Here is a 14,788-nt window from a genome sequence, read left to right on the forward strand (position 1 = left end):
TTTTTATTTTTTATGGCTGGGACACCTCATACACATGTAAAGGTGTCTTTTCTTTTGAGAAAAATAGGGGTTTTCAGGAGCCTTTCAGATGCAGTGTTGTACGGTTGTACTCATCTGCAAAAGGAGGAGAACAGAAAATGAAAAATGAAAAAGCAGTCGTTGTCTTTAGCGGGGGACAGGACAGTACGACATGTTTATTATGGGCACTTCAACAATTTGAAGAGGTAGAAACCGTGACCTTTCATTATAATCAGCGTCATCAAGAAGAAATTGATGTCGCCAAAAGAATCGCTGACAAATTAGGTGTGAAGAATCATCTGTTAGATATGTCTCTTTTAAATCAACTGGCACCTAATGCTTTAACAAGAGATGACATTGACATTGAGGAAAAAGAAGGAGAGCTTCCTTCCACATTTGTACCAGGAAGAAACTTAGTGTTCTTATCTTTCGCCTCTATTCTTGCGTATCAAATTGGAGCAAGACATATTATCACAGGTGTTTGTGAGACAGACTTTAGCGGCTATCCAGATTGCCGTGACGAGTTTGTGAAATCTTGCAACGTCACAGTGAATTTAGCAATGGAAAAACCATTTGTGATTCATACACCACTGATGTGGCTGAATAAAGCAGAAACATGGAAGCTGGCAGACGAGCTTAACGCGCTGGATTTTGTGAAAAATGAAACGCTCACTTGCTATAACGGCATCATCTCTGATGGCTGCGGGGAATGTCCTGCGTGTAAGCTGCGGAAAAATGGCTATGACACTTATATGGAAATGAAGGAGGCAAAATAAATGCTTTCTCAAATCTATCCACAAACCGATCATCCATTTTCATTTGAATTAAATAAAGACATGCATGTTTCTGCTGCCCATTTCATCCCGCGAGAAGATGCGGGCGCATGCAGCCGTGTTCATGGTCATACGTACACCATCAATATCACGATTGCGGGAGACGAGCTAGATGAATCGGGATTCCTTGTCAATTTCAGTACATTGAAAAAGCTCATTCATGGGCAGTACGATCACACGCTGCTCAATGATCATGAGGAATTCTCATCAAACGATCGATACGCGATGCCAACCACTGAGGTGGTAGCAAAGACCGTACATGACAAAGTCGCAGCGTATTTATCGACTTTAGCGAACAAGCCGGCATGTGTTCAGGTCTTTGTCAGAGAGACACCAACAAGCTATTGCATTTACCGTCCGAAACGAGTTGAGATCAATGGCTAAAGCGATTCCTGTATTAGAAATCTTTGGTCCAACCATTCAAGGAGAAGGAATGGTCATTGGACAAAAAACCATGTTTGTCAGAACGGCTGGCTGTGACTACTCGTGCAGCTGGTGTGATTCCTCCTTTACATGGGATGGCTCAGCGAAGCATGACATTCAGTGGCTTGAGGCAGAAGACATTGTCAAAGAATTAAAAAGAATAGGCGGACAGGCTTTTTCTCATGTCACCATTTCAGGGGGAAACCCAGCCCTTTTAAAACAAATGGAATCCCTCATTGATTTACTGCATGAAGAGGGAATTGATACAGCGCTTGAAACACAAGGGACGATGTATCAGGAATGGTTTTTGAAAATTGATGATTTAACCATTTCTCCTAAGCCGCCAAGCTCGAATATGAAAACAGATTTTACGAAACTAACACGTATTATAGATGAGCTGAAAAACGGAAATAGGTTGCAGCATGCTAGCCTGAAGGTCGTGATCTTTGACGATCGTGACTTAGCGTATGCGAAGGATGTTCATGCAAAATACCCTGAGCTTCCTTTTTATTTGCAGGTAGGAAATGATGACACGACGACAGCTGATGATGCGTACTTATTGACGCATTTATTAAAGAAATATGAAGCGCTTGTCGATCAAGTAGCGCAAGATCCAGACTTAAACCGCGTAAGAGTGCTGCCGCAGCTGCACACGTTATTGTGGGGAAATAAACGAGGCGTATAGAAAGGAAGAGATGACATGACGACAAGAAAACCAGAAGAATTAGAAGGTGTCACGCTACTGGGAAACCAAGGAACCAATTATTTGTTTGATTATGCACCACAAGTGCTTGAAACGTTTCCAAATAAACATACAAATAGAGATTACTTTGTGAAATTCAACTGCCCAGAATTTACCTCACTATGTCCGCAAACAGGTCAGCCTGATTTTGCGACAGTTTATATCAGCTATATCCCAAATGAAATCATGGTCGAAAGTAAATCGCTAAAATTATATTTGTTCAGCTTCCGTAACCATGGTGACTTCCATGAGGACTGTATGAACATTATTATGAACGACCTTATTGAATTGATGGATCCAAGGTATATAGAAGTTTGGGGCAAATTTACGCCAAGAGGCGGTATTTCCATTGATCCGTATACGAACTACGGGAAACCTGGCACGAAATATGAGGAAATGGCAGAATACCGTATGATGAACCATGATATGTATCCGGAGACAATTGATAATCGGTAATTATTCCGCTGTGTGAGACGGAGTGTGAAACGAATTGGTGTCACATTAAAGTGGAAAAAGTCATACCTGAAAATACTCATGGGAATTGTATGAAAAAGTGTGACCTGAGGTGCAACCTGAACTGTGACTTTTATGCAGTGAAAAATTGATAGTGCAGAAGCAGATGAAGGCGTACAATTTGTACGTCTTTTCTTTTTTATCCGAAAGAAAAAATGCCTATTTAGAGATTATAGGCATTAAATATTATGATCATATCTTCATTTATTGTTTAAAGTTAAGTTTCTGAACCTTCTCTTTAACATTTGAAACAGCTCTTTTTTGAATTTCATCAAAGTTCTCCTGAATATAGTCCATGACACTTCTGATTAGAACTTCACTTTCAAAATTGACTATCTCATTTATTTCTGACTGTTCTTCATCTGTTAGGTGATGGTATTGATGTTGTTTAGCATTTACTTCAGCAGCTACTTCAATCCTCACTTTAGTTGTTCTGGTTGTACAATTTCATATTCACCTTCTGCATACTCTTGCTCCGCATAATGGCTCCCCCATTGACAGAGCTCCTGCAAGATAGGTTTAAGAGAGTCTCCAAGTTCAGTGGATGAATACTCAACCTTCGGCGGTACTTGATTATACATCTTTCTGGTCACAAGTCCACTGGCCTCAAGCTCTCTAAGTGTTTGAATCAGCATTTTCTGAGTGATATTTGGGATAGTGCGCTTTAATTCACTCGTTCTCTTTGGTCCATTCATTAAAAAGTATAATACAAGGCCTTTCCATTTTCCGCCAATCACTTCCTTTGTCACTTCAAACCCACAGCTGAATTTTTTCATGTCTAAAGCTCTCCATTCCACATTTATTACTTTTTAGTTACTATATCACAAAAAAGTGGGTACTTTCGATAATGTGCTTGCTGGAGGATACTATATCTTGTAAGTTGCTCTTCAAGTACTTAAAGGTACTAGACATAAAATAATATGAATTCTAAAGGAGTGTTAAGTATGGGTAAATTTGAAGGTAAAATAGCGCTTGTAACGGGTGGAACAAGTGGGATTGGTCTTGCTGCTGCACAAAAATTTGTAAACGAAGGTGCATATGTGTATATCACGGGACGTAGACAAAACGAACTTGATAAAGCTGTTAACCAAATTGGCAAGAACGTAACCGGTGTTCAAGGTGATATTTCTAAGCTTGAAGACTTAGACAAACTATATGACATGATAAAGCAGGAAAAAGGTAAGTTGGACATCCTTTTTGCTAATGCAGGCATCGGCAACTTCCTTCCATTAGGTGAAATTACTGAAGAGCAGGTTGATAGAACGTTCGACATTAACGTGAAAGGAACCATTTTTACTGTTCAAAAAGCGCTATCACTATTCCCGGACAAAGTAGGTTCTATTATTGTAACGGGCTCTACTGCTGGATCAATTGGCAACCCAGCATTTAGTGTATATGGAGCATCTAAAGCAGCATTAAGAGCACTAGTTCGCAACTGGATTCTTGACCTAAAAGGTACTGAAATTCGTGTAAATGTGGTAAGTCCAGGAGTGATTCTTACACCTGCATACGATGAGCTTTTTGGTGATGCACTTGAAGGAGCGATGGAAAATGCCAGAAATACTGTTCCAGCTGGAAAAGTTGGGACACCTGAAGAAGTAGCAAACGCTGTAACTTTCCTTGCTTCAGACGAAAGCAGTTACTTGACGGGTGTTGAATTGTTCGTAGATGGCGGGCTAGCACAGGTATAATGTCACTGCGAAGAGATTACAAATCGTCCCCAAAAAAAGTTAATGGGGATTTACTTGAGTCGTATAAAAAAGTCGTTTTCCTTATGTCCTGAGTAACCACAAATGCTGCAAACTAAGTTTGGTGATGGATATGTAAAATGAGAAAAAAGGAAAAGACATGCCGGATGCATGTCTTTTTTTGCGAAACAACCATAAAAAAAGAGAAGAGTCATGTCACTCTTCTCATACGAATGGGAATAGAACTTGCTAGGACGGCTGGGGGCTACCAGCTCGTAAACATATTATACATGACAGAACGTACGTTTGTAAAGGGGGATCATGTTTTTTTGCTTATCTCATTTGATGTAAGATAAAATAGAGGGAGTGAATGATAAACGGAGGCGTTTGAGTTGGCAAACAAAGAAGAGCGGGCAGAGCAGCTGCTAATGGATCTAAGGGAAGAGCTTCAAATGCTCGAACATCAAAACAAAGAACGGTATAAATGGAGTGCCTCCACATTGCTTGGAGTGATTGCCCTCTTGATTGATAAAGGAGTGATCACACCCGAGGAAGTCGAGATGTACAAGACGAAGGCGGAAATGCAAACCTTTCATATGAAAAAAGATTGATGCTTTCTTCATATGAAGTAAGGTAAAAATAAGAAAAGGACATAACAAATTGATGACTCAATTGATATTATGTCCTTACTTTCTGCAATTCGTTTTCACAGCATTAAACAAGCTTATACATTAAAACATCATCCCAGTATTCATGGTCATTTATTTTAAATTCTTTTATTTTACGTCCTTCTTCTATAAACCCCATCTTTTTGTACAAAGAAATGGCCTTTTGATTTGTTGAGAAAACGGCTAAACTAACCTTTTCAATTGAAGGGTTCTTTTCTGCCCAATGTAATAATGCTGTTAGCAGCATTTCCCCTACGCCTAAACCTCTATAGCTCTTATGCACCATCAACCCGAAAGAACCCGTATGGGAAGTTCTTTTTCTATTTGATGAATGTTCAAAGGCTAACCATCCAATGACTTTTTCATCAGTTTGAGCAACTATGTACGTCTCATTTTCATTATCTATTCTTTTCTGTATCCATTCCCTGTGTTCTAAGAGGGTTTTTTTGTTTTCTTCAGGCGATGTAAGTAAATAATCTGATTCAGCAATAACAGATTTCTGTATTTCTAAAGTCATTTCAGCATCTTCCATTTTTCCAAAACGTACAATGATATCATTGGAATTTTGCATATTAGTTTTCTCCTGTCTAGAGCTAATACTGCATCTCATCATTTTTTAAAATGAAAAAGAAGGGTATTGAAATAGCTTTCACCATTTGGCTAAATCGTGATTAGCTTTGCTTCGTATGTACCGATTGTCTGAATTGAGGATTGCAAATTAATGTACGGAGTCTTTGATGATTTTATAGTTTTTATGATTAACGACTGTTAGTGAATCCAGTTCTAGATCTCTATAGTTGTCCATAATGGTGACATCCACAATGACAGAGTTTTCATTCACTTTTTCAACTACACCTGTTAAACCATTTCTAAATTCGATCACATTTCCAATTTTTGCAATCTTCAACCGATCCCTCTCCTTTAAAAACAGATTTCATTCCCTATTAAAAAGTATTTTGCAATATTTTCATACCAATGTAAAGGATAAAGACGTTTTTGTTTTGTTTTCGTTGTATGCTCTTCTAACGAATGGTATATTTAATAATTGATCATGGCTGAAAAGGAGCGGTTTTTTTGACTGAAGAACAAATCCTCACAATCCTCGAATCTTTACGGAATGGGACGGAAAAACAGGTGGCCATCCAAAAAGATGACTTTTTAACGTTTCGTTCTGTTTTGGTGAATCAAGATGATTTTAAACATTTTCGCGGGATCGCCAAACATGGTGGAGATGTTATTTTTGAATATCTTACAGAAGCAAGAAGCTAAAGCTTTTTCTCATTGATGAGAGAAAGCTTTTTTATTTTCGTTCTTTTGTCACACTTCAAACGACTCTGATACATATGAAAAGAAAATGTAATAACCCATAATCAGGAGCATAAGGATGATGATAGGTGAAAAAGGGACCTTTTTAAGCGCTAACAATTCCATTTTATGTGCGCTCAACTAGGACATGCCATTTAATGACGGAATTTGGACAGGCATGTAAATCTTTGTGCGTGAAAATAGAATGAGCTCTTGTTAGAGTGGACAAGTATCTTACAGCCTACTTTGATTATAGGAGGAAAAAGGCGAATGATTAAAATTCATACAGCTCTTTTTGTCATCCTTATGCTCGTTGCAGCAATGAAGATGGACAATATACAAGAGCAGCAAGGCACATTAAGTCACGAACTTTCACAAGCACCTGTTAAACATCAGCTTTCATATATAGATCAAGACCACGAGCAAGTCATCCCAGCATTTTCTGAAGAAAAGCGTCAGCCAAAAGTGAAATTGCTAAGTACGTCAACAGAAGAAAAGTCTTCAAAACCGAAGCAAAAGAAAAAAGTAAAATCTGAAACAACGAATAAGGCAAGCGGAAAACAGTATTCTAATGAAGAAATGGACTTGCTTTCTCGGTTGGTACACGCTGAAGCGAAAGGTGAATCTTACGAAGGGAAAAAAGCGGTGGCAAGTGTTGTCTTAAACAGGGTGGAGCATCGTTCTTTTCCTGACAGCGTGAAAGGTGTGATTTATCAGCGAAATGCCTTCCAGCCAGTATCGAATGGAAGCATTCATGATAAGGCAGATCAAGATTCCATTAAAGCGGTGAAGCAGGTAGTAAAAGAGCATGACAGAACAACAAAGGCTATCTATTTTTATAATCCAAAAACGGCAACAGATCATTGGATTCGTTCCCGCAAAATTGTAGAACGTATCGGACGTCACGTGTTTGCCGTATAGAGAAAAAGAGCGATCAATGAGATTGCTCTTTTTTTGTCTTCAATTATTAAAATATTTTTTGGACTTGTCTCATAGAATGTGAAAAGAATTTGCTTTAGACAAGGGGAGGCTACATGAATCGATTTGTAAAAGGGGTCATTCTGCTATCTGTCGCAGCTTTTATTGCGGAGTGTATAGAGTTTTTAGTCAATATGATTTTAGCGAGAGAGCTTGGAGAACATGGAATGGGCTTATATATGAGTATCCTTCCAATCATCATGCTTGTCCTTGTGATCGCCAGTTTAGAGCTGCCAGTCTCCATTTCTAAATTCATTGCAGAATCACATGAGCGTCTCCACAAAAGCATGCTCCGTCATGCCTTTAAAATGACACTTGTGGTGACAAGTACAACAACAGCTATAGCAGCTATTGTACTGCCTTTCATTCCAGTGTTTCAGTCGTATCATCCGCTTATGAAGGGCCTAGTGCTGTCACTTATCCCAATTATTGCGTTTACCTCCATTGCCCGCGGCTATTTTATGGGAAAGCAGCAAATGGGCAGAATTGCTTTAGCCAATATGCTGAAGAAAACGATCCAGCTTATCTGCTTGTTTTTGTTTTTTCATTGGTATTCGTTTGATATTGAAACAGCAGTACTCATCGCCATTGGTGTCATTGTTGCGAGTGATCTTGTTGTCTTTATTTATTTATACTCCCAATACGTCATGGCAAAAAATGCTGTGAATGTCAGGTCTGTTGAATTAAGAGGAAGTGATGTGCGAAAGCGCCTATTAGCCGTTTCCATTCCGACAACGGGCATGCGCATCTTTCATGCGATCGCCAATGCGGTTGAACCATTTTTAATCAAAGGAGCGCTCGTAGCAGCAGGCATTTCTGGAACACTTGCTGTTGATCATTACGGCATGCTGGCTGGTGTCGCAATGTCGATCGGTTTTTTCCCAGCGTTTATCGCTCATTCCATCATGATTGTGATGATTCCGAGTGTCTCTGAAGCCTATGCTTTAGGTCAGTATGATCTTGTGAAAAAACGTGTCAGACAGGCGATTCTTATAACGTTTGGATATGGGGTGCCGGCAGTGATGGTCATGTATTATTTTGCTTACCCGCTCACACAGCTCTTTTTTGATTCACCGCAAGCTGCTGTCTATTTACAGCTGCTATGGCCATACTTTTTATGCCACCTGTTTGTGATGCCGTTTCAAGCGTGTTTAATCGGAATGGGGCTCATCAAAGATGTGTTCCTACATAATATATGGGTGCATGTCGTCTCTTTTTCTATGGTGTATTTCCTCGGTTCAATTGAAAGCTTGAATATGATGGGGGTCATTTTAGGGATGAACACAGGCATGCTGCTGTTGACTGCACTGCATTATGCGACGATTTGTAAGGAGCTCGGCGTTTCAATGTTTCTTACATTGAAAAAAGCTTGAATGTCATCGCCATCGAGAGGGCAAGCTAGAAGAAAACTGGGAAGGAAGATCATGATGAATCGTAAACATCTACCCGCCAGTCTTCTGATGATGACCCTGCTTCTATTTCTAACGAGCACAGCAGCAGAAGCAAAAGAGCCTGTGATGGCGCCAAAGATAGAGGCGCCAACATTAAATGGTGACATGCAGATGGTTCCCGAAAAAGGGAAAAAGACCATTTTGCATTTTTGGACAACATGGTGCCCGTCCTGTAAAATGGAGCTGCCCGAATTTGAACAGATTGTGAAAGAAAATCAGAGTGATGTTGACATATTGACCGTGAATTTACTAGGTGCTGAACAAAGTAAACATGCTGTTGCCCAATTTGTGAAAGACAGAAGGTTTACATTCCCGATCATACTAGATGAACACGGAGAAATGATGAAGAAATATCAAATCATCACCATTCCAACGACCTTTTTGATTAACGAAAAAGGAGAAGTGGTGAAAAATCATGTAGGTCCACTGACGAAAAAACAAATCAAAGAGTGGACAAATTCGTAGAACAAATCCTTTATGTGAAAGAACCAATTCTGTTGGTTCTTTTTTGTGTTCGTTTGCTTTTCATCTGAATACACTGTGCTCAGAAGAAGACGGAACGGTCTATATCAATAATGATAATTATTATCAAAAAGAAATTATAATAATTATTAATTGAAAATTAATCAGAACCTGTTATAATGAGTGACAGACCAATAAAAAGCTTGAAATAGCAGAAAATATAGATGAAAAAGAAACGGGCAACGATTGATAATATGAAAACGATTATCAATTAGAGAGGAGAAAACAATCATGAATGAGAATACAGCACTTTACCAAACGACAAATCAAAAGGAATCGAAATGGTCCTTACATAAATGGGCACAGCACGGAGAATTAATTGCAGCAGGTATATCGGGGATTCTTATTCTAACTGGATGGATTCTAAAGGATCAGAGTATGTGGAGCATTCCTCTTTTCATCCTAGCATTTGTTATTGGAGGTTTTGCAAAGGCGAAGGAAGGAATTGAAGAAACGATTTCGTCTAAGACCTTGAATGTGGAACTTTTAATGATTTTCGCAGCGATAGGATCAGCTCTGATTGGCTATTGGGCAGAAGGCGCTATCTTAATTTTTATTTTCTCACTGAGTGGTGCGCTTGAAACGTATACGTCAAATAAAAGCAAGAAAGATTTAACAGCATTAATGAGCATTGCACCAGATGAAGCAACTTTAATTGAAGAAGATGGTACGACCATTCAAATCGCCGCTTCATCATTAACACCAGGTGACCGGATTATGGTCAAAGCTGGGGAACGCATTGCAGCAGATGGTGTCATTTTAAGCGGGAGAACAAGTGTGGATGAATCTGCCCTCACAGGCGAATCTGTTCCACAAGAAAAAGGGCAGGGGGAAGACGTATTTGCAGGAACAGTGAATTTAAATGGTTCCTTAACAGTGGAAGTCACGAAACATAATGAAGAAACGCTATTCCATAAAATTATTAAACTTGTTGAATCCGCTCAAGAAAGTGTTTCGCCAAGCCAGGCATTTATCGAAAAATTTGAGGGTGCCTATGTAAAAGGCGTGCTGATTACCGTTGCGGTATTAATGGTTCTGCCTCATTTTGTCCTCGGCTGGAGTATGAGTGAAACTTTCTACCGGGCAATGGTGTTTATGGTCGTTGCTTCACCTTGTGCTCTAGTTGCATCCATCATGCCAGCAGCACTGTCACTGATCTCAAATGGCGCGAGAAATGGAATGCTTGTTAAAGGAAGTGTCTTTTTAGAAAAACTAGGCACAAGCAGCATGATTGCTTTTGATAAAACGGGGACAATTACAAGCGGGAAGCCAGCCGTAGAACAAGTCGTCATGGCTAAAGGGCAGGATGAATCTGCTTTTTATCAGGCACTCTATCAAATTGAGAGTCAATCAAACCACCCATTAGCGAAAGCAATTTCTGATATGGCAAAAGAACACCAAACAGAAAGATCAGTCCATGTCACCATTGAAGAAGCCTCTGGATTTGGTGTAAAAGCACAATTAAATGGAGAAACGTGGCGGATTGGGAAGAAAGACTTTGCGGGTAAGGCGTCAATCGACCGCGAGATTGAAGAGACAGGTGATGACCTTTCAGCTCAAGGATACACAGTGGTCTATGTTCAAAAGGGTGAAGAAGTTGTTGGCTGTCTTGGCCTTAAGGATCAAATCAGACCTGAAGCCAAAAAAATGATTCAAGAACTAAATGATTTAGGCATCCAAACCGTCATGCTGACAGGAGATCAGCAAAAAACGGCTGAAGCGATTGCGCAGGAAGCCGGTATCCAAACCGTAGTGGCTGAATGTCTTCCAGATGAAAAGGTACATGAGGTCAATCAATTAAAAAAACAAGGTAATTCAATCATCATGGTAGGAGACGGAATCAATGATGCACCAGCGCTCGCCACAGCAGATGTTGGGGTTGCGATGGGCGGAGGCACAGATGTTGCCTTAGAAACAGCGGATCTCATTTTAATGAAGAACAATTTAAGTAACCTAACAAAGATGATCCGTCTTTCAAGAAAAATGAATCGAATCATTAAGCAAAACATTATTTTCTCATTAACGGTGATCTGTCTGTTAATTTGTGCGAATTTTTTACAAGTGCTTGATTTGCCTTTTGGTGTCATCGGGCATGAAGGAAGTACGATTTTGGTCATTTTAAATGGTCTGCGTCTGCTTCGTGCATCTTAAATCAATCATCAGGGCGCACTGGATTCATGCCAGTGCGCTTTTGTGCGAAATACAGCAAAAACTGATACAATAGACCAGTAGTAAAACGTGTGAGGAGGATCATGATGAACCGAATGAAGAGCTTGTCTTCTTGGCTTAAGAAAGAAGACATTCAAGGTGCATTTATACATACAAAGGAAAATGTGTTTTATCTATCTGGATACTTCACAGAGCCGCATGAAAGAGTGATGGGGCTGTTTGTGTTCCAAGAGGCAGAACCATTTTTTATTTTGCCTAAAATGGAAGTCGATCAGGCAAAAAATGCAGGATGGTCCGGCGATATCATTGGATATGAAGATCATGAGAATCCATTTGATTTCATTCAATCAGCGATAGAAAAACGAGGTATTCAAGCGGCGCGTCTTGCGATTGAAAAAGAATCGATTCCGCTTCAAAGAGCAGAACAGCTCCAAGCTGTCACCGGGGCAGAAACGTTCGTCCGGGCTGAAGATGCGCTCGATCAGCTCAGACTGATTAAAGATGAATCTGAAATTGCTACACTGAAAAAAGCGGCTCAATTGGCAGATGAAGGTGTAAAAATTGGTGTTAACGCCTTAAAAGAAGGAATCACAGAAACAGAAGTGCTCGCTGTCATAGAATATGAACTAAAGAAAAAAGGCATTCAAGGCATGTCCTTTTCAACCATGGTTCTCTTTGGTGAAAAATCAGGCGAGCCTCATGGAAATCCGGGACAGGCAGCCTTAAAAAAAGGCGATTTTGTGTTATTTGACCTTGGCGTCATTGTCGATGGATATTGCTCAGATATCACAAGAACATTTATCTATCAGGAAGCTTCTGAAAAGCAAAAGGACATCTATCAAACCGTCTTAAATGCAGAAATGGCAGCACTTGAAATGAGTAAGCCAGGCGTGAGAATCGGCGATCTTGACTTAAAAGCCCGCGGGCTGATTTCAGAAGCGGGGTATGGTGAATATTTCCCGCATCGCCTCGGACATGGGTTAGGGATTTCTGTTCATGAGTTTCCTTCTATGAGTCAGGCAAATGACGACCTTCTGCAAGAAGGTATGGTGTATACGATTGAACCAGGAATTTATGTCCCAGGAGTCGGCGGCGTAAGAATTGAAGATGATGTTCTCATTACGGCAGATGGTCCAGTCACCTTAACCAATTATCCGAAAGAGCTGACGATCATCAAGTAATAAAAAAATCACGATGAACGTCCAGGTCTTGGAAGTGTCATCGTGATTTTTTATCACTCTTCTCGATCCTTATCAACAAAAAAATCATCAATTGATTGAAACGGTTTGATTTTATGTTCTTTTCCTAAAGGATGTAATGCAAAACGAGCAGAAAACAAAACAGTCATACATAATATAATCCATATGATGAAACCCATCTTGAATTCCCCTTTCCATCCAGTGATTTGTTCAGCTCACATACATCTTAAAGTATGAAACGCTTACCATATCAAGAGAAAGTAGGAGAAAAAATGGCAAACATAAGGGAGATTGCGAAAAGAGCGGGCGTATCTGTGACAACCGTATCACGTGTGTTGAATCATCATCCTTATGTCAAAGAGGACAAAAGAGAGCGTGTTCTACAAGCGATGGAAGAGCTCAAGTATACGAGAAACATTCAGGCGGTTCATTTAGCGAAGGGCTATTCGAATATGCTTGGCATTGTCCTTCCAAACATTGAACACTCTTATTTCAGCACACTCGTCACAGGTATTGCAGAAAAAGCACAGGCGCGCGGTATGCATTTTGCTTTATTTCAAACAGGATATGACCCATTAAAAGAAAAAGAAGCGTTAATGAGTTTAAAAGAACGCCGTGTGGACGGTTTAATATTTTGTTCAAATGCATTAAGTGAAAGGCACATTTTAAAGTGGCAGGAATCAGGACCGATTATATTTTGTCATCCTGCGCTGCACGATCAATGCTCAACCGTGTCGATTGCGCATGATCAAGCATTTAAGGAAGGCCTGTATCATTTGGCGGCATGCGGCCATCAACGAATTGCAATCGTTCTCGCCAGAACAGAAGGAGCGAATAGCGAGTCGCGCCTTCAGGCTTATCAAGACATGATGCAATCGCTCGGGCAGACCATTGATGAGGAATGGATCATCGAAGGGAAGTTATCCCTGCTTGATGGGAAGCAATTATTTGCAGAATGGCAGGAAATGAAAAATCGTCCTACAGCTTTATTCATCACAAATGACGAAGTCTCTGCAGGCTTTTTATTAGAGGCGCAGCGTCATGACATAAAAGTAGGAGAATCACCAGCCATACTCAGCTTTCAAAATAACCAATTGAGTGAGGTTTTAGGGATTTCCAGCATTCATATTCCCCTCAAACAAATGGGACAGGAAGCTTTTGACTTGTTCGACCGGGCATTAAAGGGAGAGAAATCAGAAAAAAGAATGCTGCCATTTCACCTGATTGAGCGGACAACAACCGTTTTGAAAAACAATCGTTGACGCACGTTTCATCTGTTTTGTACGATAAGAGGGATTGAATAAGAAGGAGGTGGGGATGTTCATGGAATCCTTCACCGTTGATAAAGCGTTAAATAATAATGTCATCATCGCAAGACACCCTTCTTTGGGCGAAGTGGTTCTGATTGGGAAAGGGATCGGCTTCGGTAAAAAATCGGGTGATCTTCTCGATCAAGACGTGTTTGAAAAAATGTTTGTGTTAAAAAACACGAAGGAACAAACAGAATATAAACAGCTGCTTCATCATATTGATGAGAACATGATTGAGCTTGCCAATGACGTCATTTATCATATACGAGAAAAAATGGGACAGCGATTGAATGAGCATATTCATGTTGCACTGACAGACCATATTGCGTTTAGTTTTAAGCGGGTGCAGCAAGGCTATGATATCACGAACCCTTTTATGCTTGAGACGCAATCGCTTTACCCGAAAGAATACGAGGTTGCAAAGGAAGTCGTTGAACTGATTAACGAGCGGCCAGATGTCGAAACGAAGCTGCCAGAAGGAGAAATTGGCTTTATAGCGCTCCATATCCATTCAGCTTTGACGAATCGGCCTTTATCTGAGGTGAACCGTCATTCGCAGCTCATTACACAAATGGTCCAAGTCATTGAAGATTCATTTCATATGAAAGTAGACAGAGAAAGTATTCATTATTTACGCTTATTACGCCATATTACGTTTTCAATTGAGCGTATTAAACGGGGAGAATCATTAGAGGAGCCAGAAAAATTGCTTCATCTATTGAAAAATGAATATCCTTTATGCTACAATACTGCTTGGAAAATGATCAAAATTTTGCAGCATGCATTGAAAAAGCCTGTACAGGATGCTGAGGCCGTCTACCTGACACTTCATCTGTACAGATTGACAAATAAAATTTCATAGTTTCCTTGAAACGTGTAACTGATTCGATCAGGCATGAGTGACTTAAGGTAAATACAGGATAAGATCCTGTTATTTGCGCAACCTTATATCACCATGCCTTTTTTTGC

General features: G+C 40.0%; 19 protein-coding genes. 14 read left to right on the forward strand and 5 right to left on the reverse strand.

Annotated features, from left to right (window positions below):
* Positions 1 to 137 precede the first annotated feature (137 nt).
* Genes queC through queF form a run of 4 tightly spaced genes read left to right on the forward strand, consistent with a single transcriptional unit; the run spans position 138 to position 2,472 of the window.
* Positions 138 to 794 carry a 7-cyano-7-deazaguanine synthase QueC gene (gene queC, locus AAYR28_RS06445; protein WP_024424683.1) on the forward strand — a complete coding sequence of 219 codons (657 nt, stop codon included), beginning with the start codon at positions 138 to 140 and terminating at the stop codon, positions 792 to 794.
* On the forward strand, positions 795 to 1,235 hold the full coding sequence (queD, locus tag AAYR28_RS06450) for a 6-carboxytetrahydropterin synthase QueD (RefSeq protein WP_034281544.1): 441 nt from the start codon (positions 795 to 797) through the stop codon (positions 1,233 to 1,235).
* Positions 1,228 to 1,959 (forward strand): 7-carboxy-7-deazaguanine synthase QueE, encoded by a 732-nt coding sequence (gene queE / locus AAYR28_RS06455; RefSeq protein ID WP_034281545.1) that lies wholly within the window; start codon positions 1,228 to 1,230, stop codon positions 1,957 to 1,959. Before queD ends, queE begins: the two co-directional genes overlap by 8 nt.
* Positions 1,960 to 1,974: 15 nt before the next feature.
* Positions 1,975 to 2,472 (forward strand): preQ(1) synthase, encoded by a 498-nt coding sequence (gene queF / locus AAYR28_RS06460; RefSeq protein WP_024426839.1) that lies wholly within the window; start codon positions 1,975 to 1,977, stop codon positions 2,470 to 2,472.
* A gap of 261 nt (positions 2,473 to 2,733) precedes the next feature.
* On the opposite strand, the gene AAYR28_RS06465 is transcribed toward queF, so the two are convergent.
* Both AAYR28_RS06465 and AAYR28_RS06470 read right to left on the reverse strand, forming a co-directional pair.
* Positions 2,734 to 2,952 (reverse strand): hypothetical protein, encoded by a 219-nt coding sequence (locus AAYR28_RS06465; RefSeq protein ID WP_034281546.1) that lies wholly within the window; start codon positions 2,950 to 2,952, stop codon positions 2,734 to 2,736.
* Positions 2,949 to 3,305 (reverse strand): winged helix-turn-helix transcriptional regulator, encoded by a 357-nt coding sequence (locus tag AAYR28_RS06470; protein ID WP_120207156.1) that lies wholly within the window; start codon positions 3,303 to 3,305, stop codon positions 2,949 to 2,951. The genes AAYR28_RS06465 and AAYR28_RS06470 overlap by 4 nt, the downstream gene beginning before the upstream one ends.
* A 168-nt stretch (positions 3,306 to 3,473) precedes the next feature.
* On the opposite strand from AAYR28_RS06470, the gene AAYR28_RS06475 reads away from it, so the two are divergent.
* Together AAYR28_RS06475 and AAYR28_RS06480 are read left to right on the forward strand one after the other, a co-directional pair.
* Positions 3,474 to 4,220: an SDR family NAD(P)-dependent oxidoreductase gene (locus tag AAYR28_RS06475; protein ID WP_034281548.1), complete on the forward strand. Its 747-nt coding sequence runs from the start codon at positions 3,474 to 3,476 to the stop codon at positions 4,218 to 4,220.
* A 389-nt stretch (positions 4,221 to 4,609) separates the two neighbouring features.
* Positions 4,610 to 4,828 (forward strand): hypothetical protein, encoded by a 219-nt coding sequence (locus tag AAYR28_RS06480; RefSeq protein ID WP_120207154.1) that lies wholly within the window; start codon positions 4,610 to 4,612, stop codon positions 4,826 to 4,828.
* 103 nt (positions 4,829 to 4,931) lie between these two features.
* On the opposite strand, the gene AAYR28_RS06485 is transcribed toward AAYR28_RS06480, so the two are convergent.
* On the reverse strand, positions 4,932 to 5,456 hold the full coding sequence (locus AAYR28_RS06485; protein ID WP_120207152.1) for a GNAT family N-acetyltransferase: 525 nt from the start codon (positions 5,454 to 5,456) through the stop codon (positions 4,932 to 4,934).
* 147 nt (positions 5,457 to 5,603) lie between these two features.
* A complete protein-coding gene (locus tag AAYR28_RS06490; RefSeq protein WP_003211747.1) occupies positions 5,604 to 5,792 on the reverse strand; it encodes a YkvS family protein in 189 nt (62 codons plus the stop codon).
* A gap of 167 nt (positions 5,793 to 5,959) precedes the next feature.
* On the opposite strand from AAYR28_RS06490, the gene AAYR28_RS06495 reads away from it, so the two are divergent.
* From AAYR28_RS06495 to AAYR28_RS06520, 6 genes are all read left to right on the forward strand, one after another.
* Positions 5,960 to 6,154, forward strand: a complete 195-nt coding sequence (locus tag AAYR28_RS06495; protein WP_034281552.1) for a hypothetical protein — start codon at positions 5,960 to 5,962, stop codon at positions 6,152 to 6,154.
* A 306-nt stretch (positions 6,155 to 6,460) separates the two neighbouring features.
* Positions 6,461 to 7,111, forward strand: a complete 651-nt coding sequence (locus tag AAYR28_RS06500; protein WP_070325763.1) for a cell wall hydrolase — start codon at positions 6,461 to 6,463, stop codon at positions 7,109 to 7,111.
* Positions 7,112 to 7,224: 113 nt separating this feature from the next.
* Positions 7,225 to 8,541, forward strand: a complete 1,317-nt coding sequence (locus AAYR28_RS06505) for a polysaccharide biosynthesis protein (protein WP_024424690.1) — start codon at positions 7,225 to 7,227, stop codon at positions 8,539 to 8,541.
* Positions 8,542 to 8,595: 54 nt separating this feature from the next.
* Positions 8,596 to 9,084, forward strand: coding sequence for an endospore biogenesis thiol-disulfide oxidoreductase StoA (gene stoA, locus AAYR28_RS06510; protein WP_065214300.1), 489 nt, complete (start codon positions 8,596 to 8,598; stop codon positions 9,082 to 9,084).
* 288 nt (positions 9,085 to 9,372) lie between these two features.
* Positions 9,373 to 11,292 (forward strand): heavy metal translocating P-type ATPase, encoded by a 1,920-nt coding sequence (locus tag AAYR28_RS06515; RefSeq protein WP_101677262.1) that lies wholly within the window; start codon positions 9,373 to 9,375, stop codon positions 11,290 to 11,292.
* Between the two features lie 104 nt (positions 11,293 to 11,396).
* The gene (locus AAYR28_RS06520; RefSeq protein WP_065214301.1) at positions 11,397 to 12,491 is read left to right on the forward strand and encodes a M24 family metallopeptidase; all 1,095 of its coding nucleotides are present in this window, start codon (positions 11,397 to 11,399) and stop codon (positions 12,489 to 12,491) included.
* Between the two features lie 53 nt (positions 12,492 to 12,544).
* Here AAYR28_RS06520 and AAYR28_RS06525 read toward each other — a convergent pair whose 3' ends face one another.
* Positions 12,545 to 12,688 (reverse strand): hypothetical protein, encoded by a 144-nt coding sequence (locus AAYR28_RS06525; RefSeq protein ID WP_162842493.1) that lies wholly within the window; start codon positions 12,686 to 12,688, stop codon positions 12,545 to 12,547.
* A gap of 93 nt (positions 12,689 to 12,781) precedes the next feature.
* Here AAYR28_RS06525 and AAYR28_RS06530 point away from each other — a divergent pair, with 93 nt between their 5' ends.
* The gene (locus AAYR28_RS06530; RefSeq protein WP_120207150.1) at positions 12,782 to 13,771 is read left to right on the forward strand and encodes a LacI family DNA-binding transcriptional regulator; all 990 of its coding nucleotides are present in this window, start codon (positions 12,782 to 12,784) and stop codon (positions 13,769 to 13,771) included.
* Between the two features lie 55 nt (positions 13,772 to 13,826).
* The gene (gene glcT / locus AAYR28_RS06535; protein ID WP_024424695.1) at positions 13,827 to 14,681 is read left to right on the forward strand and encodes a glucose PTS transporter transcription antiterminator GlcT; all 855 of its coding nucleotides are present in this window, start codon (positions 13,827 to 13,829) and stop codon (positions 14,679 to 14,681) included.
* Positions 14,682 to 14,788 lie beyond the last annotated feature (107 nt).

This window comes from Bacillus safensis (genome assembly GCF_039619585.1).
Classification (GTDB): Bacteria; Bacillota; Bacilli; order Bacillales; family Bacillaceae; genus Bacillus; species Bacillus safensis.

Bases quoted from the DNA above. Each gene is read 5' to 3' on its own strand.
- queC (WP_024424683.1), top strand. From the start codon at position 138: ATGAAAAATGAAAAAGCAGTCGTTGTCTTTAGCGGGGGACAGGACAGT.
- queD (WP_034281544.1), top strand. From the start codon at position 795: ATGCTTTCTCAAATCTATCCACAAACCGATCATCCATTTTCATTTGAA.
- queE (WP_034281545.1), top strand. From the start codon at position 1,228: ATGGCTAAAGCGATTCCTGTATTAGAAATCTTTGGTCCAACCATTCAA.
- queF (WP_024426839.1), top strand. From the start codon at position 1,975: ATGACGACAAGAAAACCAGAAGAATTAGAAGGTGTCACGCTACTGGGA.
- AAYR28_RS06470 (WP_120207156.1), bottom strand. From the start codon at position 3,305: ATGAAAAAATTCAGCTGTGGGTTTGAAGTGACAAAGGAAGTGATTGGC.
- AAYR28_RS06475 (WP_034281548.1), top strand. From the start codon at position 3,474: ATGGGTAAATTTGAAGGTAAAATAGCGCTTGTAACGGGTGGAACAAGT.
- AAYR28_RS06485 (WP_120207152.1), bottom strand. From the start codon at position 5,456: ATGCAAAATTCCAATGATATCATTGTACGTTTTGGAAAAATGGAAGAT.
- AAYR28_RS06500 (WP_070325763.1), top strand. From the start codon at position 6,461: ATGATTAAAATTCATACAGCTCTTTTTGTCATCCTTATGCTCGTTGCA.
- AAYR28_RS06505 (WP_024424690.1), top strand. From the start codon at position 7,225: ATGAATCGATTTGTAAAAGGGGTCATTCTGCTATCTGTCGCAGCTTTT.
- stoA (WP_065214300.1), top strand. From the start codon at position 8,596: ATGAATCGTAAACATCTACCCGCCAGTCTTCTGATGATGACCCTGCTT.
- AAYR28_RS06515 (WP_101677262.1), top strand. From the start codon at position 9,373: ATGAATGAGAATACAGCACTTTACCAAACGACAAATCAAAAGGAATCG.
- AAYR28_RS06520 (WP_065214301.1), top strand. From the start codon at position 11,397: ATGAACCGAATGAAGAGCTTGTCTTCTTGGCTTAAGAAAGAAGACATT.
- AAYR28_RS06525 (WP_162842493.1), bottom strand. From the start codon at position 12,688: ATGGGTTTCATCATATGGATTATATTATGTATGACTGTTTTGTTTTCT.
- AAYR28_RS06530 (WP_120207150.1), top strand. From the start codon at position 12,782: ATGGCAAACATAAGGGAGATTGCGAAAAGAGCGGGCGTATCTGTGACA.
- glcT (WP_024424695.1), top strand. From the start codon at position 13,827: ATGTTCATGGAATCCTTCACCGTTGATAAAGCGTTAAATAATAATGTC.